This is a genomic window from Herbidospora solisilvae, from assembly GCF_009901565.1.
Classification (GTDB): Bacteria; Actinomycetota; Actinomycetes; order Streptosporangiales; family Streptosporangiaceae; genus Herbidospora; species Herbidospora solisilvae.
This window is the reverse complement of the sequence record NZ_WXEW01000004.1, coordinates 506,634-528,212: the sequence shown is the minus strand read 5'-3', so window position 1 is coordinate 528,212 and position 21,579 is coordinate 506,634. Positions and strand designations below refer to the sequence as shown.

The 21,579-nt window shown below is 71.3% G+C and carries 21 protein-coding genes and 1 pseudogene; 16 read left to right on the top strand and 6 right to left on the bottom strand.

Going from position 1 to position 21,579, the window contains the following annotated elements:
* Positions 1-7: 7 nt before the first annotated feature.
* Positions 8-763, bottom strand: coding sequence for an amino acid ABC transporter ATP-binding protein (locus GT755_RS15835; RefSeq protein ID WP_161480460.1), 756 nt, complete (start codon positions 761-763; stop codon positions 8-10).
* Between the two features lie 150 nt (positions 764-913).
* Here GT755_RS15835 and GT755_RS15830 point away from each other — a divergent pair, with 150 nt between their 5' ends.
* On the top strand, positions 914-1,543 hold the full coding sequence (locus GT755_RS15830) for a hypothetical protein (RefSeq protein WP_161480459.1): 630 nt from the start codon (positions 914-916) through the stop codon (positions 1,541-1,543).
* Here GT755_RS15830 and GT755_RS15825 read toward each other — a convergent pair.
* Both GT755_RS15825 and GT755_RS15820 read right to left on the bottom strand, forming a co-directional pair.
* Positions 1,515-2,150 (bottom strand): response regulator transcription factor, encoded by a 636-nt coding sequence (locus GT755_RS15825; protein WP_161480458.1) that lies wholly within the window; start codon positions 2,148-2,150, stop codon positions 1,515-1,517. The genes GT755_RS15830 and GT755_RS15825 overlap by 29 nt on opposite strands.
* On the bottom strand, positions 2,151-4,052 hold the full coding sequence (locus GT755_RS15820) for a sensor histidine kinase (RefSeq protein WP_161480457.1): 1,902 nt from the start codon (positions 4,050-4,052) through the stop codon (positions 2,151-2,153). It lies immediately after the preceding gene.
* A gap of 93 nt (positions 4,053-4,145) precedes the next feature.
* On the opposite strand from GT755_RS15820, the gene miaB reads away from it, so the two are divergent.
* The 9 genes and pseudogenes from miaB to GT755_RS15775 all read left to right on the top strand — a co-directional run bounded on the left by miaB (position 4,146) and on the right by GT755_RS15775 (position 13,595).
* A complete protein-coding gene (miaB, locus tag GT755_RS15815) occupies positions 4,146-5,624 on the top strand; it encodes a tRNA (N6-isopentenyl adenosine(37)-C2)-methylthiotransferase MiaB (protein ID WP_161480456.1) in 1,479 nt (492 codons plus the stop codon).
* A gap of 259 nt (positions 5,625-5,883) precedes the next feature.
* Positions 5,884-6,492, top strand: coding sequence for a CAP domain-containing protein (locus tag GT755_RS15810; protein WP_161480455.1), 609 nt, complete (start codon positions 5,884-5,886; stop codon positions 6,490-6,492).
* 91 nt (positions 6,493-6,583) lie between these two features.
* A complete protein-coding gene (locus GT755_RS15805) occupies positions 6,584-7,090 on the top strand; it encodes a hypothetical protein (protein WP_161480454.1) in 507 nt (168 codons plus the stop codon).
* A gap of 48 nt (positions 7,091-7,138) precedes the next feature.
* Positions 7,139-7,795: a class III extradiol ring-cleavage dioxygenase family protein gene (locus tag GT755_RS15800; protein WP_161480453.1), complete on the top strand. Its 657-nt coding sequence runs from the start codon at positions 7,139-7,141 to the stop codon at positions 7,793-7,795.
* Between the two features lie 100 nt (positions 7,796-7,895).
* Positions 7,896-8,081, top strand: a pseudogene (locus tag GT755_RS41565) (hypothetical protein); the annotation flags it as partial.
* Positions 8,082-8,382: 301 nt separating this feature from the next.
* A complete protein-coding gene (locus GT755_RS15790) occupies positions 8,383-8,931 on the top strand; it encodes a copper chaperone PCu(A)C (RefSeq protein ID WP_161480451.1) in 549 nt (182 codons plus the stop codon).
* A gap of 315 nt (positions 8,932-9,246) precedes the next feature.
* Positions 9,247-10,299 carry an NAD(P)-dependent alcohol dehydrogenase gene (locus tag GT755_RS15785; protein WP_161480450.1) on the top strand — a complete coding sequence of 351 codons (1,053 nt, stop codon included), beginning with the start codon at positions 9,247-9,249 and terminating at the stop codon, positions 10,297-10,299.
* A 99-nt stretch (positions 10,300-10,398) separates the two neighbouring features.
* Positions 10,399-12,228 (top strand): glycoside hydrolase family 15 protein, encoded by a 1,830-nt coding sequence (locus GT755_RS15780; RefSeq protein WP_161480449.1) that lies wholly within the window; start codon positions 10,399-10,401, stop codon positions 12,226-12,228.
* A complete protein-coding gene (locus GT755_RS15775; RefSeq protein ID WP_161480448.1) occupies positions 12,225-13,595 on the top strand; it encodes a glucose-6-phosphate dehydrogenase in 1,371 nt (456 codons plus the stop codon). The genes GT755_RS15780 and GT755_RS15775 overlap by 4 nt, the downstream gene beginning before the upstream one ends.
* A gap of 255 nt (positions 13,596-13,850) precedes the next feature.
* Here the strand turns inward: GT755_RS15775 and GT755_RS15770 are convergent, their stop codons facing one another.
* Complete coding sequence (locus GT755_RS15770; RefSeq protein ID WP_161480447.1) at positions 13,851-14,768, bottom strand: ribonuclease Z; 918 nt, start codon at positions 14,766-14,768, stop codon at positions 13,851-13,853.
* Positions 14,769-14,822: 54 nt separating this feature from the next.
* Here GT755_RS15770 and GT755_RS15765 point away from each other — a divergent pair, with 54 nt between their 5' ends.
* The gene (locus GT755_RS15765) at positions 14,823-15,335 is read left to right on the top strand and encodes a methylated-DNA--[protein]-cysteine S-methyltransferase (protein WP_161480446.1); all 513 of its coding nucleotides are present in this window, start codon (positions 14,823-14,825) and stop codon (positions 15,333-15,335) included.
* A 52-nt stretch (positions 15,336-15,387) separates the two neighbouring features.
* Here GT755_RS15765 and GT755_RS15760 read toward each other — a convergent pair whose 3' ends face one another.
* Together GT755_RS15760 and GT755_RS15755 are read right to left on the bottom strand one after the other, a co-directional pair.
* A complete protein-coding gene (locus GT755_RS15760) occupies positions 15,388-15,648 on the bottom strand; it encodes an antitoxin (protein ID WP_161480445.1) in 261 nt (86 codons plus the stop codon).
* Between the two features lie 11 nt (positions 15,649-15,659).
* A complete protein-coding gene (locus tag GT755_RS15755) occupies positions 15,660-15,887 on the bottom strand; it encodes an antitoxin (RefSeq protein ID WP_285578899.1) in 228 nt (75 codons plus the stop codon).
* A gap of 40 nt (positions 15,888-15,927) precedes the next feature.
* Here GT755_RS15755 and miaA point away from each other — a divergent pair, with 40 nt between their 5' ends.
* The 5 genes from miaA to GT755_RS15730 all read left to right on the top strand — a co-directional run bounded on the left by miaA (position 15,928) and on the right by GT755_RS15730 (position 21,557).
* Positions 15,928-16,833 carry a tRNA (adenosine(37)-N6)-dimethylallyltransferase MiaA gene (gene miaA, locus GT755_RS15750; protein ID WP_328794355.1) on the top strand — a complete coding sequence of 302 codons (906 nt, stop codon included), beginning with the start codon at positions 15,928-15,930 and terminating at the stop codon, positions 16,831-16,833.
* Complete coding sequence (dapF, locus tag GT755_RS15745) at positions 16,821-17,627, top strand: diaminopimelate epimerase (RefSeq protein ID WP_161480442.1); 807 nt, start codon at positions 16,821-16,823, stop codon at positions 17,625-17,627. The genes miaA and dapF overlap by 13 nt, the downstream gene beginning before the upstream one ends.
* A gap of 64 nt (positions 17,628-17,691) precedes the next feature.
* The gene (locus GT755_RS15740) at positions 17,692-18,426 is read left to right on the top strand and encodes an SCO6745 family protein (protein WP_161480441.1); all 735 of its coding nucleotides are present in this window, start codon (positions 17,692-17,694) and stop codon (positions 18,424-18,426) included.
* Between the two features lie 58 nt (positions 18,427-18,484).
* Positions 18,485-20,770, top strand: coding sequence for a tetratricopeptide repeat protein (locus tag GT755_RS15735; RefSeq protein WP_161480440.1), 2,286 nt, complete (start codon positions 18,485-18,487; stop codon positions 20,768-20,770).
* Between the two features lie 25 nt (positions 20,771-20,795).
* Positions 20,796-21,557: an SDR family NAD(P)-dependent oxidoreductase gene (locus tag GT755_RS15730; RefSeq protein ID WP_328794354.1), complete on the top strand. Its 762-nt coding sequence runs from the start codon at positions 20,796-20,798 to the stop codon at positions 21,555-21,557.
* Positions 21,558-21,579: the final 22 nt, after the last annotated feature.

Sequence of the window (21,579 nt, the reverse complement as noted above, 5' to 3'; positions counted from 1 at the left end):
GCCACCTTCAGTGTGTGAGGATCTTGCTGAGGAAATCGCGGGCACGGTCGGTGCCCGGATTCGTGAAGAACTCGTCGGGGGTGTTCTGCTCGACGACGGCGCCGTCGGCCATGAAGACCACCCGGTTGGCGGCCCGGCGGGCGAAGCCCATCTCGTGGGTCACGACGAGCATGGTCATGCCGTCTCTGGCCAGCGCGATCATGACGTCGAGCACCTCCTGGACCATCTCGGGGTCGAGCGCGGAGGTGGGCTCGTCGAAGAGGATCATCTTCGGGTCCATGGCCAGGGCGCGGGCGATCGCCACACGCTGCTGCTGGCCGCCGGAGAGCTGGGCGGGGTACTTCTGCGCCTGCGAGGCGATGCCGACCCGCTCCAGGAGCTCCATGCCGCGCTTCTCGGCCTGGTCACGCGGGATCTTGCGGACCCTGATCGGCCCGAGCGTGACGTTCTCGAGGATCGTCTTGTGGGCGAAGAGGTTGAACGACTGGAACACCATGCCGACCTCGGAGCGCAGCTGGGCCAGCGCGCGGCCCTCGACCGCCAGGCTCTTGCCGTCGAAGGTGATGGTGCCCGAGTCGATGGTCTCCAGCCGGTTGATCACCCGGCAGAGGGTCGACTTGCCGGCCCCCGAGGGGCCGATGGCGACCACGACCTCACCCCGCGCGATGTCGAGGTCGATGTCCTTCAGCACGTGCAGGGTGCCGAAGTGCTTGTTGACGTTCTCAAGTCTGACGAGAGAAGTCGATCCGACGGCTTCTGTCATGGGAGTCAACGTAAAGGGGGCTATATCTCCAAGTCAGCAGCGGAGTTATACCGATCACATCACGACTGTCCTGGTCATCCCGGCTGGTTGGGACATTTTTCCCGAGTCTGACTCATGAGATTCGGGGCAGGTCGTCGGTTGGCTGAGGGCATGACCGATAACTATCGGCGCACTGTCGCCGCGGGCGCGCTCGTCGCCTGGCCCGTCCTGCTGTTCGCCGCCTTCCTCACCTCGCCGCCCGGCGAGGAGCACGACCCCGCCGTCTTCGCCGCCATGCCCGGCCAGGTGCAGGTCAGCGGCCTGCTGTTCCTGTACGCCACCCTCGCGATGATCCCCGCGTTCTTCGGCCTGGCCGCGCTGCTCTACCCCAGGTCCAGGGGCCTGGCCAACACGGGCCTGACGCTGGGCCTGTTCGGCACGGCGGCGGCGTGCACCCTGTTCACCACCGACTTCTACGACCTGGCGCTGGCCCAGACCGTGCCCGCCGAGACGGCCGTGCGGGTCACCGCGGTCGCGAACGAGCTGCCGGGCTTCCTGTTCGGCATGTTGTTCCCCGGCTTCCTCACCCACGTCGGCACGCTGGTCCTGCTCGTCGGCCTCGCCGTGAAGAAGGCGGCCCCGTGGTGGGTGCCGGTGGCGGTGGTCGCCGGCATCGCGGTGCCGTTCGTCGTGGCGGGCTCCTCGCCCGCCGTCCAGTCGATCGGGGCGCTGCTGGAGCTGGCGGCGCTCGGGTGGACAGCCCGCGAGCTGCTCAGAACCCCGACGCGCGAGCCCGCATGATCGCCTCGGCGCGGTCGGCGACGCGCAGCTTGGCGAAGATGCTCGACACGTGGTTGCGGACCGTCTTGCCGCTCAGCCCGAGCCGTTCGGCGATCACCGGATTGGTCAGATGGCTGGACATCAGGACGAGGATCTCCCGCTCCCGGGCGGTCAGCTCGGGGAAGCCCTGCTCGCGCCGCGCCAGACCGGTGAAGTAGCCGGTCAGCCGGGACGCGATGGCCGGGCCGAAGATCGCCTCGCCGCCGTGCACCGCCACGATCGACCGCACCAGCTCGGCCTTCCTGGCCCCCTTCAGCACGTATCCCCGGGCCCCGGCCCGGAGGGCGGCGAAGACCGAGTCGTCGTCGTCGGCCATGCTCAGCACCAGCACCCGGATGTGCGGGTGGTCGCGCACCAGCCGCTCGGTCGCGGCCACCCCGCCCATGCCGGGCATGGCGAGGTCCATCAGCACCACGTCGGGCTGCACCCCGCCTACCAGCGCCAGGGCCTGCTCGCCGGTGGACGCCTCGTCGGCGATCATGATTTCGCGGACCGGCTTGAGCAGCGCCGACAGGCCCGCCCGGAAGGCGGGGTGGTCGTCGACGAGCAGGACGCGGATCTGGTCCATTCAGGCTCCCATCGGCAGCTGCGCGCGGACGGTGGTGCCCCGCGCAGTGATGACCACGAAGGAGCCGCCCAGTTCGACGGCCCTTTCGCGCAGAGAAGTAAGGCCGATGCCCGGTGGCCCTGTAGCCCCGCGGCCGTCGTCGACGACTTCGACCAGCAGGTTCTTCCAGGGCACGAGCCGGAGCGTGACGGTGTCCGCGCCTGAGTGGCGGCGGGCGTTGTTGATCGCCTCGACAGCGATATGGTATGCCGCCACCTCGGTGGCGGCCGACAGTTCGGGCAGGTCGACAGGCAGATCGAGACCTACGCGCGGCTCGCCGGGCAATCCGGCGACATGCGCCCGGAGCGCGCCGAGGAGGCCGAGGGTGTCGAGGGCGGGCGGGCGCAGCCCGTCGATGAGGGCCCGCACGTCGGCGGTGGCCGCCTGGGCCGCGCCGATCATCTCCTCCAGCAGGTCCTGCGCTCTGGGGTCGTCGACCAGGTCCTGCACCGCTTCGGCCCGCATCGTCAGCGCGGCCAGCGTCGGCCCGAGCCCGTCGTGCAGGTCCCTCCTGAGCCGCCGCCGCTCCTCCTCCCGGGCCACCACCAGGCGCTCGCGCGAGGCGCGCAGGTCGGCGGCCAGCCGTTCGGCGTGCACGACCGAGCCCATCTGCCGGGCCAGGTCGCGCAGCAGCCGCAGGTCGCGGGCGCCGAACCCCTTCTGCCCGGGGCGCGGCGCGAGGGCCAGGTGGCCGACGAGCTCGTTCTTGTACGTCAGCGGCAGGCGCACCAGCCCGGGATCTCCGGCGTGGCCGGGGGGCTCGACCGCCGCGTGGGGCAGTTTCAGCGCCTCGGCCACCGACTCGGCCGCGGCGCGGGCGTCCGGCCGGGCCTCCAGGCTGCGGCCCAGGTGGGCGAGGGCGGCGTACGGGTCGTCGCGGCGGCCGTACATGAGCACGTTGACGCCGCGCTGGACGCGGGCCCGGAGCGGGGCGAAGACGAGGGCGACGACCGCCGCGGCGGCGACGGAGAGCGGCAGGCCCCGGCTCTGGAAGACGGCGCCGAGATAGCCGACGACGGCGATGTAGCCGCCGGTCACGAACGCGGTGAGGACGGCGTAGACGAGCGTGCGGTTGATGACCAGCTCGATGTCGAACAGGCCGTGCCGCACGATCGCGATGCCGATGGCGGCCAGCACGAGCGTGATCGCGGCCGTCCCGGCGATCTCCCAGAGGCCGCTGTCGAGCGGCCACACCGTGCCGGGCAGGTCGTCGGTCAGGCCGGCGGCCAGCCGCAGCACGACGACCACACCGGCGATCGAGACGGCGTACACGAGCCACTGGACCTGGGCCCGCTCGATCCGGCGGGCCCTGCGGGCGAGGTCGGCGGCGCCTGCCAGGAACAGCAGGGCCGCGGCCACGGTGATCGCGGGCTCCATGAACGCCGTGACGCCCCTCAGGGCCTCGACGCCGAAGGGGTTGGACAGCGCGACGCCGTAGCCGAGCTGCTGGTTGGCGCCCGGCGCGAACGCGCAGGGCAGCGCGGCCAGCGCCACGGCCGGGACGACGAACCTGGGCGCGGGGAGCGGCCGGTCGGGGAAGCAGTAGGGGATCGCGGCCATCGCGAGGTTGGCCGGCACCCACAGGAAGTTCTGCGGCCAGGCCAGCAGCGACAACTCCGGCCGCCAGAGCGCGAGCAGCCCGAAGAAGTCGAGGGCCGTGAACGAGAGCCCGGCGGTCAGCAGGAGCGTGCCCACCGCGTTCCCGGGCTGGTAGACGGCGATGATCGTGCCGATCAGGACGGCGGCCGCCGCGTACAGCAGATGGCTGAGCGCGACCACGCCGAGCCCGTTGACCAGCCCGAGGACGAGCGCCACGGCCCCGGCCGCGAGCCCGGTCACGCCCACGGCCCATCGTGTTGTCATCGCACGTCAGGATATAGACGGCGATGCCCGGACAACCGGGACATTGTCCCGGGCTCAGCGGGCTCGCGGAAGCGCCTACGCTTGTGGATTGAGATGACTGCGACAGAGGAGAGCACCCGCACGTACGAAGTACGGACCTACGGGTGCCAGATGAACGTCCACGACTCCGAGCGCCTCTCCGGCCTGCTCGAAGACGCCGGCTACGTACGCGCGCCCGAGGGCGAGACCCCCGACGTGGTCGTGTTCAACACCTGCGCCGTGCGCGAGAACGCCGACAACCGCCTCTACGGCAACCTCGGCCACCTGCGCCCGGTCAAGGCCGCCCGCGAGGGCATGCAGATCGCCGTCGGCGGCTGCCTGGCCCAGAAGGACCAGGGCGAGATCGTGCGCCGCGCGCCGTGGGTCGACGTGGTCTTCGGCACCCACAACATCGGCTCCCTGCCGGTCCTCCTCGAACGCGCCCGCATCGCGCAGGAGTCGCAGGTCGAGCTGGAGGAGTCGTTGTCGGTCTTCCCGTCGACCCTCCCGACCAAGCGCGAGTCGGCCTACGCCGCGTGGGTCGCCATCTCGGTGGGCTGCAACAACACCTGCACCTTCTGCATCGTGCCCGCTCTGCGCGGCAAGGAGAAGGACCGCCGCCCCGGCGACATCCTGGGCGAGATCCGGGCCCTGGTCGACCAGGGCGTCATGGAGGTCACCCTCCTCGGGCAGAACGTGAACACCTACGGCGTCGAGTTCGGCGACCGGCTCGCCTTCGGCAAGCTGCTGCGCGCCTGCGGCGACGTCGAGGGCCTGGAGCGGGTCAGGTTCACCTCGCCCCACCCCGCCGCCTTCACCGACGACGTGATCGCGGCCATGGCCGAGACCCCCAACGTGATGCACCAGCTCCACATGCCGCTCCAGTCGGGGTCCGACCGGGTGCTGAAGGCGATGCGCCGCTCCTACCGGGCCGAGAAGTACCTCGGGATCATCTCCCGGGTCCGCGCCGCGATGCCCGACGCCGCCATCTCGACCGACATCATCGTCGGCTTCCCCGGCGAGACCGAAGACGACTTCCAGGCCACGCTCGACGTGGTGCGCGAGTCGCGGTTCGCCAACGCCTTCACCTTCCAGTACTCGATCCGCCCCGGCACCCCGGCCGCGACCATGCCCGACCAGGTGCCGAAGGAGGTCGTCCGCGAGCGCTACGACCGGCTCATCGAGGTCCAGGAGGAGATCGCCTGGGCCGAGAACAGGAAGCAGACCGGGCGGGTCGTCGAGGTCCTGATCGCCGAGGGCGAGGGCCGGAAAGACGACGCCACCCGGCGCCTGTCGGGCCGCGCGCCTGACAACCGGCTGGTCCACGTGGCCTGGGCCGATGCCCGCCCCGGCGACGTCGTCACCGCCGAGGTGACCTACGCCGCCCCCCACCACCTGGTGGCCGACAAGGTCGTCGGCGTCCGCCGCACCCGCTCGGGCGACGCGTGGGAGGCCCGGCAGGGACGTCCCGCCGCCAAGGGGGTCAGCCTCGGCATGCCGACGATCGGGCGGCCGGCGCCGCTGCCGGTCGTCTCGGGATGCGAGGTCTCCTAGCCGTCGCGCGCCGCGCCGGGAGCGGCCGGTCGGCGCCGGACGCGGCGCGGGCCGGGGTCGGCGGCCGGGGCCGGGGTAGGCGGAGCCGTAACGGAAAGTAGGGGTTTGTCGCCTGCTGCGACACGAGGCGAGATGTCGTGATTCTTTCGTGATTCGCGAGCGCCGAAATCGTTACTGGGATTAGTGTGTCACCCGTTCGCTGAGTGACACAGGAAGGTCCCGGATGCCCTCGTTCCGGCAGCGTGGCTGGCTTTTTCTGGTGCCCGCGCTCCTGACCGCCTGCGGGAGCGGGCAGACCGGGGCGTTCGACATGGCCAGCGAGCCTCCCGTGCCGGTCGACTCCTACACGGTGCCGAGCCCGGAGGCCACCCCGAAGCCGCCGAAGCAGAAGCCCACGGTCCGGGTGAAGACCAACAGGCCCGCCCGCAAGACGACCAGGGAACGCGCCGGGGCCGCTCCGGTCGCCGCCACGGCTCCGGCGAACGCGCTGAAGACCGCCGAAGACGAGGTGGCCCGGCTGACCAACGTGGCCCGCCGGGCCGAGGGGTGCGAGCCGCTGCGCATCGACGAACGGCTCCGCCGGGCGGCCCGCCTCCACTCGGCCGACATGGCCGCCCGCGACTACTTCAGCCACGACTCCCTCGACGGCCGCTCGCCGTGGGACCGCATCGAGGCGGCGGGTTACGACTACCCCGCCGCCGAGAACATCGCCCGAGGTCAGACCACCCCCCGGCAGGTCGTGCAGGCATGGCTCGACAGCCCCGGCCACCGGGCCAACATCGTCAACTGCGACCTGGAGGCCATCGGGGTCGGCCTGAAGCAGGGCGTCGACGGGCCATGGTGGACGCAGGACTTCGGATACCGCTGATTTGTGCCTATATCGGCATTTATGAGCCTGGATTTCGGGTTTCTCGTTAGGCTGCTGGGCACCCTCAACCAAGCAGCATGGAGTCACCCTCATGAACCGATCCGCGCGAAAGGCGCCTCCGCCGGGCCGCGCACGATCAGGCGGCAACACCAGGACGATCGCGATCGTCGCCGGCGTGCTGGTGGCGGTCGTCGGCGGCGCCGGCATCGGCGTCGCCCTCAACAGCGGCTCGACCTCTCCGGCCCCCGCCCCCGCGGCGACCTCGGCCGCGCCCCCGGCGGCCGACGCCGACGTGGTGGAGACCACTGAGGCGGAGTCGCCGCAGGAGGAGGCCGTGGCCGACGACGGCCAGGCGCCCGCCGTGCAGGAGGACGTCCAGGACGACACCCAGGTGGACACCGGCGTGGCCTCCGGCGACGCGCCGGCCCGGGAGGAGCAGGGCAGCGGAGGCAACAGCGGCCAGGACAAGCCCGCGACCCAGCCCACCAAGAAGCCGGCGACGAGGCCGACCCAGTCGGCGCAGGACGACCCCGACGCGATCGACCGCGGCGGCGACGCGGGCGCGGTCGAGCCCGGCGAGCCGATCGGCGGCTACTAGGCCGATTCGGGGGACGAAGGACGGATCAGCGGTGGATACGCTGAGGCGGTGCTCGTCGCCGCCGCCGTGTGCCCGAATCCACCGCTGATCGTTCCCTCCCTGGCGGGAGGGGCGGCGGCCGAGCTCGACGACCTGCGGGCCGCCTGCGCCGAGGCCGTGGCGGTGCTCCACTCCGCCTCTCCCGACCTCCTGGCGATCGTCGGCGGCGCCGATGACGGGCGGGTCCATCCGCCGTCCGCCGCCGGGACGCTGCGGCCGTGGGGCGGCGACGTGACCGTGGGGAGCGGGACACCGGTCCTGCCGCTGTCGCTCACGATCGGGCGGTGGTTGTCGTCCGCCTCCGAAGTGCCGCTCCACCTCGAATCCCTCCGCCACGACACCCCTCCCGACGGCTGCCGCGCCGTCGGCGAACGCGTGGCGGCGCTGGCCCCGCGGGTGGCGCTGCTCGTCATGGGCGACGGCTCGGCCCGGCTGACCGAGAAGTCGCCCGGCTACCTGCACCCCGGCGCGGCGGCCTACTCCGAACGGCTAGAGGCGGCCCTCGCCGGGGGCCGCACCGTCGAGCTCGACCCCGGCGAGGCGGCCGAGATGTGGGCGGCGGGACGTGCGGCCTTCCAGACCCTGCCCGCTTGGCCCTTCACGTCGCTCTACTCGGGCGCGCCCTACGGGGTGGCCTACTACGTCACGGCGGCACTGGCCCCCTAGGAGCTGTTCGGGGTTCGGATCTTGGTGTGAGCCGGTGGTGGGCTGGCCGTGGCTGATGGAACCCGGATGTGGCGCGTTTTGACGTGACGATGCCGCGTGGGCGTTGATCGAGCCGTTTCTGCCGGTGGCGGCCACCGGGCCGCTACCCGGGCGGGTGGGTGATCAGTTCAACGGGATCCTGTGGCGATTCCGCACCGGGGCGGGCTGGCGCGGCGCGCGTTCGCGGCACTCTTCGATCAGAGGAGCAGCCATGAGGCGGGACGACACCGGGCACGCGGTCAGCTGATCTGGCGGCCGCGGGCACATGGCGGGGCGTACCGGGCGGTGCGCCCAGCACCTCCCGACGTCATCCTGTGCATTCGGTGGCTGATGTGCCGCGAGGCGGCGTAGTGAGATAGCCACCCTGGATGTGGGTACATCGTGCCTGCGGTCGACTCTCTGCAGGCGGCGTTCGCGACAGCGGCCCCGGGTGCGACCCACTGAACCCGGTCTTCGCAGCTCACGGTTGGTCCTGCGCGGTGAACGAGCTGACCAGAACAGCCGCGCATCACAGGGAAAGCAACGATATGAGGACATCATCCACGGACATGCCGGTCAGGACGTGGCGAGCAACGCTCGCCTTCCTGATGGCGGCCTGTCTGCTGCCGCTGCTCCCGGCCTGCAACCCCGGTCGGCGCCAGCCGTCTCTCCCCCAAGCCACCCACGGACGGGAGGGCCTGGTCGACGGGCAGGTCGGCCCGATGCGACTGGTGCACGTCCACATCCTGGCCCCACCCATGAGCGAGCAGAAAGCCGGTGACGACCTGGGCCTCTACCTGACCCTGGTCAACAACAGCGACACACCCCAGAAACTCGACGGCGTCAGCACCGTGCACGCCGAACGCGTCGTCTACCGCGCGAGCCCGGGTGCTCCCCGACAGGCCGTCAACGTGACGATCCCCGCCCGTGCCACACTTTCTCTGCAAGAAGGACAGAACCGTCCGCACCTGGAACTCCTCGACATCCACCGCCCGCTCGGCGCCACTCCGATCGACGTCAGCTTCCGCTTGTCCACCGGCACGATCACCTTGCGCATCCCGGTCCTGCCGCTGTCACGCGGAGCCGGGTCATCCACCCCCACCGCCGGTCCCAGCTGACCCACTGCCAAGCGACACCGGCGTTCAAGATTCCCGGTGGAGGGGTACCGCGGCATCGGCCGGCCCTGGAGCGTTCCTGGCGACGAAGGCCCCGAACCCGGCACCCGTCGTCGAGGCCCGCCTTCGCCCTCCGGCCTTCACCATCACGACGTTAAGCGATGAGACCGCGCGGGTAGGCACCTCAGGGGCGGCGCCGAATCGGGGGTGGTGCGCCGCCTTCGTCACCGAGCCGACGCGCCATACGCGCCGACTCTGCGGCCCCTTAGCAGCGCCGGCGGCGCATCGGAAAGCGATCCAAGAATGACTGGGGGCACCATGAAAACCTTCGTGATGAAGGAGATCGGACACGTCGGTTTCATGGAAAAGCCTGTTCCGCGACCGGGCCCGCTCGACGCCGTCGTACGGACGACCACCGCCCTGATCTGCACGTCGGACTCCCACACCGTCAACGGCGGCATCGGGCCGCGAGAGAACCTGACGCTCGGCCACGAGGGCGTCGGCGTGGTGCACGAGGTGGGCGACGAGGTGAAGTCCTTCCGGCCAGGCGACCGGGTGCTGGTCGGCGCCATCACTCCCGACTGGGGCGATCTCGCCTCCCAGAACGGTCATCCGTCGCAGTCCGGCGGGCCGCTCGGGGGGTTCAAGTTCGCCAATTCCAAGGACGGGGTATTCGCCGAGTACTTCCACGTTAATGAGGCCGACGCCAACCTGGCGAAGATCCCCGACGGCGTCCCCGACGAGATGGCGGTCTACTGCGCCGACATGCTCTCGACCGGGTTCATGGGCGCGGAGAACGGCAACATCCCCATCGGCGGGACGGTCGCCGTGCTCGCCCAGGGCCCGGTGGGCCTGATGGCCACCGCGGGCGCCAAGCTGCGCGGCGCCGGCCTGGTCGTCGGGGTCGAATCGCTGCCCAGCCGGCAAAAGCTGGCCCGCGGCTACGGCGCCGACGAAATCGTGGACTTCACCAGCGAGGACGTCGTCGAGCGCGTCCTCGACCTGACTCAGGGGCAGGGCGTCGACACCGCCATCGAAGCCCTCGGCGCGGACGTCACCTTCCAGACCGCCATCAAGATCACCAAACCGGGTGGGACGGTGTCCAACACCGGCTACTACGGAGAAGGCGAGTTCGTGCGCATCCCCCGCATCGAGTGGGGCGTCGGGATGGCCGACAAGACAATCACGACCGGCCTCTGCCCGGGCGGCCGGCTGCGCATGGAGCGGCTGCTTCGCGTCCTGGAGAGCAAGCGGCTCGATCCCACGCACATGACCACCCACACGTTTCGCTTCGACGAGATGGAGCGCGCTTTCGAGGTCTCGGACAAGAAACTCGAGGACATGGTGAAGGTGCTGATCACCTTCTCGTGACGGAAGCGGATCATCGTCCAGTGACGGACAACGGCGACGTCCGCCCGCCAGGAGCGCCACCTGCCCCGGCGCGCGTCAGCACGGAGGAGAAGGCCAGGCATGCTCGATCTCGATCCGCCCTTCCGCCCGGTGCGCCGGCGGGAGGGCTACCTGCCGCTGGAGGACCTGGGCCTCATCGGCGACGGCACGACGGCGGCGCTCGTCGGCGTGGACGGTTCGATCCCATGGCTGTGCCTGCCTCGCTTCAACAGCGAGCCCCTGCTGTGCGGACTACTGGATCATGAGCGCGGCGGCCACTTCACGCTCACTGTGGACGACCTGCGCGAGGCCCGGCAGTTCTACGAGCCGGACACCGCGGTGCTGGTGACCGAGCTCCGCGGCCCGACCGGCCTGGTCCGGATCACCGACGCGCTGGCTCTGCGGGCCGGCGCCGACCTCAGCGACGATGCGGGCGGCGGCCGGGGCGAGCTGGTCCGATCCGCGGTCGTGCGGGCCGGAACCGTGCGCCTGCGGGCGGAGCTGGAGCCGCGCGGCGGCGGGCAGGCGCGGGCCCTTTACAGCGGGCTGGAGGTGCGCGTCTCACGGAGGCCCGACCTGCGGCTGCATCTGCGCTCCAGCCGCCCGCTGACCGGCCTGCACACCGTGCACGACCTTCAGGAGGGCGACCGTCTCGATCTGGTGCTGTCCTGGGGCCGCATCCACCGCCATCATCGGTTCGATCCCGAGGCGATGCTGCGACAGACCACCGAGGCCTGGCAGCGCTGGATGCGCAGGTGCAGCTACCGCGGCCCGCAGGAAGCGCTGGTCCGGCGCTCGGTGATCACGCTGAAGCTGTGCGACGACTGGGGCAACGGCTCACTGGTCGCGGCGCCCACCTCCTCCCTGCCCGCGCCGATCGGCGGGGTGCGCAACTGGGACTACCGCTACACCTGGATCCGCGACGCCGCATACGCCGTGTTCGCGTTGCGCCGGGTCGGCTTCGAGGAGGAGGCCGACGCCTTCCTCGGCTGGGTCCTGGACGCCTTCGAGCAGAGCCGCCATCCGCGCATCATGTACACCCTCGACGGCGACCCCGTACCCCAGGAGATTCATGACGGGGACCTGGAGGGCTACCGGCGCTCGGCGCCGGTGCGGTGGGGCAACGACGCGGCCGACCAGCGCCAGCACGACGTCTACGGCGAGGTGCTGGACTGCGCCGACCAGTGGCTGCTCCCCGGCCGCGAACTCCAGCCGGCGCTGTGGTCCGGTCTGGCGGAACTGGCCGATGCCGCCGCGCGCACCTGGCGGCAGCCGGATCAGGGCATCTGGGAGGTACGCAGCGAAGGCCGGGTCTTCACCTACTCGGCCGGGATGTGCCAGGTGGCCCTGGACCGGGCCGCGGCCATCGGCGAGCGGCTCGGCATGTCCGGGCCGATCGCCACCTGGCGGGCCACCGCCGACAAGCTGCGCCGGCTCATCTTGGAGCAGTCCTGGGACGAGCGGGCGCAGTGCCTGAGCGAGCACCTGGACGGCGGCGGCGGTCTGGACGCCAGCCTGCTCGCGCTGCCGCTGCGCAAGGTCGTACCCGCCGGCCATCCACGCATGGCCGCCACCACCGCGGCCATCGCCGAACGCCTGTCGGCCGGTGACGGCCTGCTCTACCGGTACCTGCACGAACAATCCCCCGACGGCCTGCCCGGCGACGAGGGCGCCTTCCTGCTGTGCAGCTTCTGGCTGGTCGACAACCTGATCCTGCAGGGCCATCGAGAGCGGGCCGGGAATCTGTATGAGTCGCTGTGCGCCCGCGCCAGCCCGGTCGGGCTGATGCCCGAGCAGATCGACCCGTCCACGGGAGCATTCATGGGCAACTTTCCGCAGGCGTTCAGCCACATCGGGATCATCGCCAGCGGCGTCAACCTGGCGCGAGCGGAAACAGGAGACACGGCATGATCAACCGGCTGCTCATCCTCGGCGCCACCGGCGATCTCAACGCCCGCTACCTGCTGCCGGCCCTGGCCGCCCTACGCGCGGCCGGACACCTCGACGACCGGTTCGAGCTGACGTGTGCCGACCAGCAGGACTGGACCGTCGAGGAGTTCCGCCGCTGGGCGTCCGCCCAGCTCGACCGGCACGCCCGGGCGGAGCCCGGCGAGGTCAGGAAGGCGATCGCCGACTGCGCCCGGTATCGGCGGGTGGACGCCACCGACCCCGCCGGCCTCGCCGCGATCGTCGCCGGTGACGGACCGGTCGCCGTCTACCTCTCCCTCCCACCGGCGATCTTCCCCGGCACGGTCACCGCCCTGAGCGCCGCGAACCTGCCGCCGGGCAGCCGGATAGCGCTGGAGAAGCCGTTCGGCGAAGACTTCGACAGCGCGGTGGAGCTGAACCGGCTGTTGACGGAGGTCGTGCCCGAGCAGGGGGTGTTCCGCGTCGACCACTTCCTGGCCATGACGACCGTCCAGAACGTCCTCGGCAGCCGGTTGGCCAACCGCGTCCTAGAGCCCATCTGGAACAGCGCGCACATCGCCAAGGTGGAGATTGTCTGGAACGAGACCCTCGCCCTGGAGGGCCGGGCGGGCTACTACGACGGCGCCGGGGCCCTCAAGGACATGGTGCAGAACCACCTGCTCCAGGTGTTGTGCCTCGTTGCCATGGAGCCGCCGTTCAGCCTCGGTGAGCGTGACCTGCGCGACCGGAAGATCGACGTGCTGCGCTCGATACGCCTTATGACGGACGACGACGTCGTACGCCGCACCCGCCGTGCCCGATATCTGGCCGGCCGCATCGGAGATCGTGACGTTCCCGCCTACGCCGAGGAGGACGGCGTGGACCCGAAGCGCCGTACCGAGACCTTCGCCGAGGTGGAGCTGGAACTCGACAGCTGGCGCTGGTCCGGGACGACCTTCCGGCTCCGCACCGGCAAGGCGCTCGGCCATGACCGCAAAGAGGTCGCAGTACGCTTCCGGCCCGTACCGCACCTGCCCTTCGGCTTCGAAGAGGAAGCCGCGCCCAACGTGCTGCGGTTCGGGCTGGAGCCGGAGAGCATGACCCTGGCGCTGACCGGCATCGGCGCCGGCACCCGTAGCCTCGCCCCGCTCACTCTCGCCGCGCAGCCGGCGCCCCCCGAGTTGCCCGCCTATGGCCGGCTGCTGCTGGACGTACTGCACGGCAACGCCGCCCTGTCCATCCGCGGCGACGAGGCCGAAGAGGCCTGGCGGGTCATCGCACCGGTCATGTCGGCTTGGTCCAGGGACCTGGTGCCGATTGGCGAATACCCGGCAGGATCAGACGGGCCTGCCTCGGTGAGGAGCGGCTGAGGCCGTCGACGGAGCGCGCCACGAGCGACCTGCGCAACCAGGCTGGTGCGACAACACGGGCTATCCGGAGATGACGCGCTGTATCTCGAACGCTTTCTCAACTCAGGGCTGACTCCGACGGAACTCCCGGCCGGCCGGCCGATCATCGGCATCGCCCAGACGGGTAGCGACCTCGGTGGCATCCCGCTCGGGCCGTCTCGTCCGCGCCATACAACACCGTTCTAGACTTAGCGGACGAACTTCAGACGCGGCACACTAGCCCCGACCGCCGCGTCTGGGCACTGGCACGCGCATGAGGTCGCGGGCCACCACGATGTCGCCCGAATAGGCCTTCGCGGCCTCGTCGGCGAAGCGGCGCTCGTCGTCGTGGCCGTAGCGCTCGGAGAAGTGGGTCAGCACCAGCTTCCGTACGCCCGCGTCGGCGGCGACCTGCCCGGCCTGGGCGGCGGTGAGATGCCCGTAGTCGTGGGCCAGGGCCGATTCGGGCGTCAGGAACGTCGACTCGATGACCAGCAGGTCGACGCCCTCGGCCAGGGCGTGCACGTTGTCGCACAGCCGGGTGTCCATCACGAAGGCCATGCTCTGCCCCGGGCGGGGTTCGCTGACCTGCTCCAGGGTGACCTCGCCCAGGCGGCCCTCCCGCTGGAGCTCGCCCACCCGGGCGCCGCCGATGCCGTGGCGGGCGAGCTCGGCGGGGATCATGCGGCGGCCCGACGGCTCGTCGAGGCGGTAGCCGTAGGCGTCGACCGGGTGCGACAGCGGCCGCGCGGTCAGCGTGAGGCTGCTAGACGGCAGGGCGACGACCTCGCCCTCGACCGGGCAGGGCATGATCATTGAGGTGTCGGCGAAGGCGGTGGCGTGGCGCAGCCGCCGCCAGTAGGCCTCGCCGCTCGCCGGATAGACCGCCCGCACCTCGTGGGGCACCCCGTCGCGCGCGATGCGCTGGATCACGCCGGGCAGGCCCAGGCAGTGGTCGCCGTGGAAATGGGTGACGCAGATCGTCGTGACGTCGTGGGCGCTGACCCCGGCCAGCCGCATCTGCCGCTGGGTGCCCTCGCCCGGGTCGAAGAGGAAACCCTGGTCGTCCCAGCGGAGGAAGTAGCCGTTGTGGTTGCGCGACCGCGTCGGCACGGCACTCGACGTGCCGAGGACGATCAGCTCACGGTTGGACATCGCCTCATGGTAGGAGGTCCGGTCCGGTCGGCGACGGGGGCTAGGGTCGGGTGAATGGGGCTGCAATTCGTGTCGGTGCCGACCGACGTCGGGCTCGTCGTGGCGGCCGTCACCCCCGTGGGGGTGGTGGCGACCTCGTTCGACGACGGTCCGGAGTTCCGTGACCGCGTCCGCGAGCGGATGAGCCCGTTCCCCGACGACCCGGGCGAACCCGAGACCGGCGAGGTCGGCCGTCAGCTCACGGCCTACTTCGCCGGCGAGCTGACGCGGTTCACCGTGCCGGTCGACTGGCGGCTGATGTCCACGACGCAGCGCCGGGTGCTGGGCCTGCTGTTCGAGAGCGTGCCCTACGGGCGGGCGGTGACCTATGGCGATCTGGCCCGCGAGACGGGCATCCCGGCGCGGGCCATCGGGTCGATCATGGGGAGCAACCCGATCCCGATCATCGTGCCGTGCCACCGGGTCGTGGCGGGCGACGGGCTGGGCGGGTTCTCCGGCGGGGCGGGCGTCGAGTCGAAGCGCCGGCTGCTGACCATGGAGGGCCATCTGCCGCCGACCCTCTTCTGATCAGCCGCGCGCCCGCCCTCGCGGACACGAGAGGCGGGCGGGGCGGAGGAGCCTAGTCCTGCTTGCCGTCGATCTTGTCGGCGGCGTTCCTGGCGGAGCCGGCCGTGCGGTTGATCTGGTCGCGGTACTTGCCCTTGGTCATCTCGTCGGCCTTCCGCGCGGCGGAGTCGATGCCGCTCTTCACGGAATCCTCCACCTTGTCACGGAGGCCGTCCTGCTCGGTTCCGGGCATGCGCTGGGGTCGAGGAGTCGTCGGGGCGGACTGCGTGTGGTGTCCGCCGAACATGTCCCTGACCTTGTCGAAGAACGACATCGGAGTTCCCCCTACTGCTTGCCGTCGATCTTGTCGGCCGCGTCCTTGGCCTTGTCGGCGACCTTGTCGATCTTGTCGTCGTGGCGGCCGCCGGTCTTGTGGCGGGCGGCCTCGGAGGCCTTGTCCACGCCCTTCTTGGCGGCGTCCTCCACCTTGTCGGAGTGTTCGCCGAGCTTGTCCTTGGCCTTGTCGTACATGGACATGTCGTATCCCCCGATCGTGACGCTGACGGGCGCCACTCGTCTCATTCTTACCCGGGGGCTTGGGACACTGGATGGCGTGGGGCAGCTACCAGTCATCGCCGTCGTGGGGCCCACGGCGGCCGGAAAGTCCGATCTAGCCGTGGAATTGGCGATCCGTCTCCGGGGCGAGGCGGTGAACGCCGACTCCATGCAGCTTTACCGAGGAATGGACATCGGCACGGCCAAGTTGACCATCCCCGAACGAAAAGGTGTCACCCACCATTTGTTCGACGTCTGGGACGTCGGCCAGACGGCGAGCGTGGCCGAATACCAGCGGCTCGCCCGTCCCCTGATCGACGGGCTGCTGGCCCGGGGCGTCACCCCGGTGATCGTCGGAGGCTCGGGCCTGTACGTCCGGGCGATCCTCGACGACCTGGAGTTCCCCGGCACCGACAGCGTGATCCGGGCCAGGCTCGAAGCCGAACTGGCCGAGAAGGGGGTCGCGCCCCTCTACGCCCGCCTCCAGGCCGAAGACCCGGTGGCCGCCGCCGCGATCCTGCCCAGCAACGGGCGGCGGGTGGTGCGCGCCCTGGAGGTCATCGAGCTGTCCGGACGGCCGTTCTCGGCCACCATGCCGTCCTACGAGTCGGTCTACCGATCGGTGCAGATCGGGCTGAACATCCCCCGGCCGGTGCTCGACGAGCGCATCGAGCTCCGGGTTCACCGCATGTGGGCGGCCGGTTTCGTGGAAGAGACGCGGAAACTGCACGAGGCCGGCATGGGCCCGACCGCCTCGCGGGCGCTCGGATACGCCCAGGTGATCAAATACCTCGACGGCGAGTGGACCGAGGAACAGGCCGTCGAGGAGACGGTCCGGGCCACCAGGCGCTTCGCGCGCCGCCAGGAGTCGTGGTTCCGCCGCGATCCCCGGGTGGTCTGGTTGCCCTACGACGCCCCGGACCTGCCTGCTCAAGCGATTAAGGTTGTCTCATGCGCTTCGTGAAGGGTCATGGGACCGAGAACGACTTCGTCCTGCTTCCCGACCCCGAGGGGCGTCTCGACCTCCCCGCGTCGCTCGTGGCGCGGATCTGCGACCGCCGGGCCGGAATCGGCGGCGACGGCGTCCTCCACGTGGTCCCGGCCAAGCTGGTCCCCGAGGTGGAGTCCCAGGCACCCGAGGCCGAGTGGTTCATGGATTACCGCAACGCCGACGGCAGCCTGGCCGAGATGTGCGGCAACGGCGTGCGGGTGTTCGCGCGCTACCTGGTCGACGCCGGTCTGGCTGAGCCGGGCGAGTTCGGCGTGGCGACCCGCGCCGGGGTCCGGAGAGTGCGGCTCGGCGCGTCCGGCGACGTGCGGGTCGACATGGGCCGGCCGGTCGTCTCGGGCGAGAGCCGGACGGTCCTGAACGGGCGCGAATACCGGGGCCTGCGGATCAACGTGGGCAACCCCCACCTGGCCTGCGTGATCACCGACCCGGTCACCGAGCTCGACCTGTCGGCCCAGCCGTCTTTCGACCGCAACGCCTTCCCCGACGGTGTCAACATCGAGCTGATCAACCCGATCGGCGACCACTCGGTCTCGATGCGCGTCTACGAGCGCGGCTCCGGCGAGACCCGCTCCTGCGGCACCGGCGCGGTGGCCACGGCGGTGGCCGCGGCCCACGCGGCGGGTGAGGACGAGGGGGTCTGGTCCGTACGCGTGCTCGGCGGCACCCTCACCATCACCCTCGACGGGGAGACCAGCTACCTGGCCGGGCCGGCCGAACTGGTGGCCGAGGGCGACTACCACGGCTGACCGGGTTGCCGAATATTGTTCTGTCTTCCATGCTGGGTGCGCTGTGTAGACCCAGGAGGCGGACATGTACAAGAAGGCGATCGGCGCGCTCGGGGGCCGGTTCATGATCTCCCGCGAGGTCAAGGCCCTCTGCGACGAGCACGGGCTCGGCCGGTGGGAGATGTACTTCCGGGGTCGCTGCGGCGTCCTGGGTGAGGTCCACCCCGATGTGGTGCTGGCCGCCGCGCCGTTCTTCGAGCCCGGCTTCGTGCGCGCCATGTGGGAGGGCGGCCGGTCGCTGCCAGCCGAGAAGGCCGCCGTCCTGTTCGCCGGCGCGTGCGCCGACTGGGGCCGCCGCAACCTCGCCTTCGACGGCGCCGGGCGGCTCGCCGACCTGCTCACCAAGGCCACCGTGGCGGCCTCCCCGGCGGCCGCGCCGCTGTTCGCCGGCTGGCGGGCGCTGCCGCTCCCCGACGACGGCCCGGGACGCGCCGCCCACGCGCTCCAGGTGGCCAGGGAGCACCGGGGCGGCATGCACGCCGTCGCGGTCGCCGCCGCGGGGCTCGACCTCCTCATGGCCACGATCGTCGGCAGCGACGAGTCCGGCGCGCCGCTCGACTACCGGAGCACTGCCGAGGTGGCCAGGTTTCTGTCGTGGCCGGAGCCCTATCCCGTACCCGCGGAGGAGGATCTGGCGAAGCGCGCGCACGCCGAGCGGCTGACCGACGCGCTGGTCGCGCCCGCATACGACGTGCTCACCGATGGTGAGGCGGCCGAGCTGGGCGAACTGCTGCGCGAGGCACGGGCCACCGTGAATTAGTGCGCAGAGCCGTGCGGACGTTTGGGGCAGCCCTGCTGACCTGGCAGACTGGCTGCCCATGGACGTGGACATCTGGTCGTGGGTCGGCGGCACCCAGCGGCAACTGCACGAGGCGGGAAATGTCGGGCTGGCGATGGCGCTGGGCGACGTTCCCGCGCAGGCCCTCGAAGGCCGCTACGGCCAGCTCGACGTCGTGGCCCCGGCGATCGCGCAGCAGGCCGAGGGCATGGAGCAGCCCTGGCTCGAACTGTTCGCCCGTTACTGGCACCTGATCGGTCGCGTCGGCGACCGCGCGAACGGCTCCGTGGCCATCGACGACGCGCGTGAGCTCGTCAGCTTCGCCGCCCGCGGTGACGTCGCCGACTGCCCGGCGGCCCCCGGGGCCGTCGAGGTGCTGGCGATCGCCCAGGCCAACACCGACGGGCCCGGCTACGCCGACGAGCGGCTCGGCTCGCTGGGCCGCGCGCTGCAGACCGTGGGGCCCGACTCGCTGGCCTTCTCCGGGCTCACCACCCAATATGTGCTGGCCCTGCTCGACGCCGGCAAGCCCGCCGAGGCCGTCGCCTACGCCGAGGCCGCCGTCGAGCGCCTGCGCGGCGCCGGGCGCGAAGCCTCCTGGGAGCTCGCCGCCATGTCGGCGCGGGCGCTGCTGGCCGCCGGCCGCGCGCAGGACGCCCTTGAGGCGCTCCACGCGGCCAACGGCTTCAAGCCCGACGACCCGGTGGCCAAGGCCCGGCGCGAGGGCATCCTGCACTCCCGCATCCTGGTCGAGCTCGGCCAGGTCCAGCACGCCGTCGAGTCGCTGCCCGACCTCGACGTCGTCGGCGAGCACCCGCGCGACTGGGTCGAGTGGGCGCAGGTCGTCCACCGGCTGTCGGAGCAGGACGCCATCCAGAACTCCTGGCAGCTCGGCCGGATCGTCCGGCAGTGGATGAGCTACTTCGAGACCATGGGCTCCCCGCGCGCCCGCGTCGACCTGGCCTTCACCGGCGCCCGGCTGGCGCTGCGCCGCCAGGGCGTCTGGCAGGCCCGGCTGCTCGCCGACCTGGCCGAGGCCGCCTCGCGCGAGCTGAAGTCGGCCGAGGGCGTCGCCGAGCGGATCGCCGCGCTGCGCGCCGAGTGCGACGCCGCCGTCGAGCTGCCCCCGCCCGGCCCCGAGGACGAGCTGGTCGCCTACTTCGACGCCGCCGACGGCCGCACCGCCGACCCCGAGCGCTGGGTCGGCTGGTTGTGGCCCCTGTCGGGCAAAGACCTCGAGGCGACCCGCCGCCACACCACCACCCTCGGCTTCCTGGGCTACGCGCCCACCGGCGCCGACGTCTACTGGCAGATGGCCGCCGTCCAGGGCGACCCGGCGCAGGCCGACCCCGAAGACATCGCCTACCTGACCGGCCTCCTCATCGAGGCGGGGCAGGACGAACGTGTCCACGACCTCGCGGCCCGCCTCAAGGCGCCCGCCTCCCACCTGGCCCTGGCCCGCCTCCACCGGGCGCGCGAGCGCTGGGAGGAGACCGCCGACGAGGCCGAGAAGGCCGCCAAGGGCGGCGCGGGCCTCGAGTCGCTGCGCCTGTGGTCGGGCGCCGTGCAGCAGCTCGGCGACAACGTGCGCGCCGCCGAGATCCTCCGCCCGATCATCGACGGCGACGTCGAGGGCGAGGAAGAGGACATCTGGCGCGTGATCGTGCTGGCGACCGCCGCCGAAGACTGGGTGACCGTCCGCAAGGGCGCGGCCCGGCTCGGCATGCCGATCCAGTCGCCCGAGGGCCCGATCGAGGAGGAGTGGCACCTCATCCGCGCCATCCTCCCCGCGCCCGACGGCAGCCAGCGCGAGGTCCTCGCGGTCCGCACCGGCCCCGCCACCGCCCGGCTCGCCATCCCGCAGCCGCGCGGCATGGAATACAACGCCGGCGACGTCGTGGTCATCGACCCGCGCCCGCTGGAGCCGGTGCCCGAGTCCGACGAGGAGAAGGAGAACTTCGTCATCCCGTTCGCCGGGGTCACGATGCTCCGTCCGGGCGGCTACACGAGCTGGTTCTTCGACGGCGCCGCCCCGACCGACGAGGAGTGGTCGGAGTTCGACGAGCTGATGGCCGAGCGCGGCTGGCCGATGTGGGTCTACTCCGACAAGAACTACACGGTCACCCACCCCGGCACCGGCGAGCAGCTCCCGGGCGTGTTCGGCTGGATCGCGATCCCGCCCGACGCCAGCCCGACCGAGCTCGACGCCGTGCTCGACGACGTGACCGAGACGTGGGTCCACCCGCTGGCCTGGCTCGACCTGGCCCGCGAGGTCGGCGTCGAGGCCGAGCGCCACGAGCACATCGTGAAGGAGTACGGCCTCTAGAACTTGGTTCGGTATCGTGGCGGCCGTGATTCTCGAACGTTTTCGTCTGAACGGGAAGGTCGCGGTCGTCACGGGGGCCTCGTCGGGCCTGGGCGTGGCCTTCGCCCGGGGCCTGGCCGAGGCCGGGGCCGACGTCGCCATCGGCGCGCGGCGGGCCGAACGGCTGGAGCAGACACGGCGGCTGGTCGAGGAGACCGGCCGCCGTTGTGTCGCCGTGGCCACCGACGTGACCTCGCCCGACGACTGCGCGGCGCTGGTGTCGGCGGCGGTCGCCGAGCTGGGCGGCGTCGACATCCTGATCAACAACGCCGGGGTCGGCACCGCCGTGCCCGCGCTCAAGGAGACGGCCGAGGAGTTCCGCGCGGTCGTCGACGTCAACCTCAACGGGGCCTTCCACATGGCGCAGGCCTGTGCCCGGGTGATGCGGCCCGGCTCCTCGATCGTGAACATCGGCAGCATCCTGGGCGAGACGACCGGGGGGTTGCCGCAGGCGGCCTACTCGGCGTCCAAGGCGGCGCTGACCGGGCTGACCCGGGACCTGGCGCAGCAGTGGACCGGCCGCCGGGGCATCCGGGTCAACTGCCTCGAACCGGGGTTCTTCGCCTCGGAGATGACGTCGCAGTACCCGGAGGGCTACCTGGACAAGGCGCTGGCGCTGCGGGTGCCCGCCGGGCGGGTGGGGGAGGCCGAGGAACTGGTCTGCGCGGCGATCTTCCTGGCTTCGGACGCCGGATCGTACGTGACCGGGGCGGTGCTCCCGGTGGACGGTGGAATCCTGATCACCTGACCTCTTAAAGCCGGAAATTTGG

Coding starts and splice junctions, on each gene's coding strand:
- GT755_RS15735 (WP_161480440.1), top strand. CDS start 18,485: ATGGACGTGGACATCTGGTCGTGGGTCGGCGGCACCCAGCGGCAACTG.
- GT755_RS15765 (WP_161480446.1), top strand. CDS start 14,823: ATGGGGCTGCAATTCGTGTCGGTGCCGACCGACGTCGGGCTCGTCGTG.
- miaB (WP_161480456.1), top strand. CDS start 4,146: ATGACTGCGACAGAGGAGAGCACCCGCACGTACGAAGTACGGACCTAC.
- GT755_RS15780 (WP_161480449.1), top strand. CDS start 10,399: ATGCTCGATCTCGATCCGCCCTTCCGCCCGGTGCGCCGGCGGGAGGGC.
- GT755_RS15790 (WP_161480451.1), top strand. CDS start 8,383: ATGCCGGTCAGGACGTGGCGAGCAACGCTCGCCTTCCTGATGGCGGCC.
- dapF (WP_161480442.1), top strand. CDS start 16,821: ATGCGCTTCGTGAAGGGTCATGGGACCGAGAACGACTTCGTCCTGCTT.
- GT755_RS15825 (WP_161480458.1), bottom strand. CDS start 2,150: ATGGACCAGATCCGCGTCCTGCTCGTCGACGACCACCCCGCCTTCCGG.
- GT755_RS15835 (WP_161480460.1), bottom strand. CDS start 763: ATGACAGAAGCCGTCGGATCGACTTCTCTCGTCAGACTTGAGAACGTC.
- GT755_RS15785 (WP_161480450.1), top strand. CDS start 9,247: ATGAAAACCTTCGTGATGAAGGAGATCGGACACGTCGGTTTCATGGAA.
- GT755_RS15760 (WP_161480445.1), bottom strand. CDS start 15,648: ATGTCGTTCTTCGACAAGGTCAGGGACATGTTCGGCGGACACCACACG.
- GT755_RS15740 (WP_161480441.1), top strand. CDS start 17,692: ATGTACAAGAAGGCGATCGGCGCGCTCGGGGGCCGGTTCATGATCTCC.
- GT755_RS15830 (WP_161480459.1), top strand. CDS start 914: ATGACCGATAACTATCGGCGCACTGTCGCCGCGGGCGCGCTCGTCGCC.
- GT755_RS15820 (WP_161480457.1), bottom strand. CDS start 4,052: ATGACAACACGATGGGCCGTGGGCGTGACCGGGCTCGCGGCCGGGGCC.
- GT755_RS15770 (WP_161480447.1), bottom strand. CDS start 14,768: ATGTCCAACCGTGAGCTGATCGTCCTCGGCACGTCGAGTGCCGTGCCG.
- GT755_RS15775 (WP_161480448.1), top strand. CDS start 12,225: ATGATCAACCGGCTGCTCATCCTCGGCGCCACCGGCGATCTCAACGCC.
- GT755_RS15805 (WP_161480454.1), top strand. CDS start 6,584: ATGAACCGATCCGCGCGAAAGGCGCCTCCGCCGGGCCGCGCACGATCA.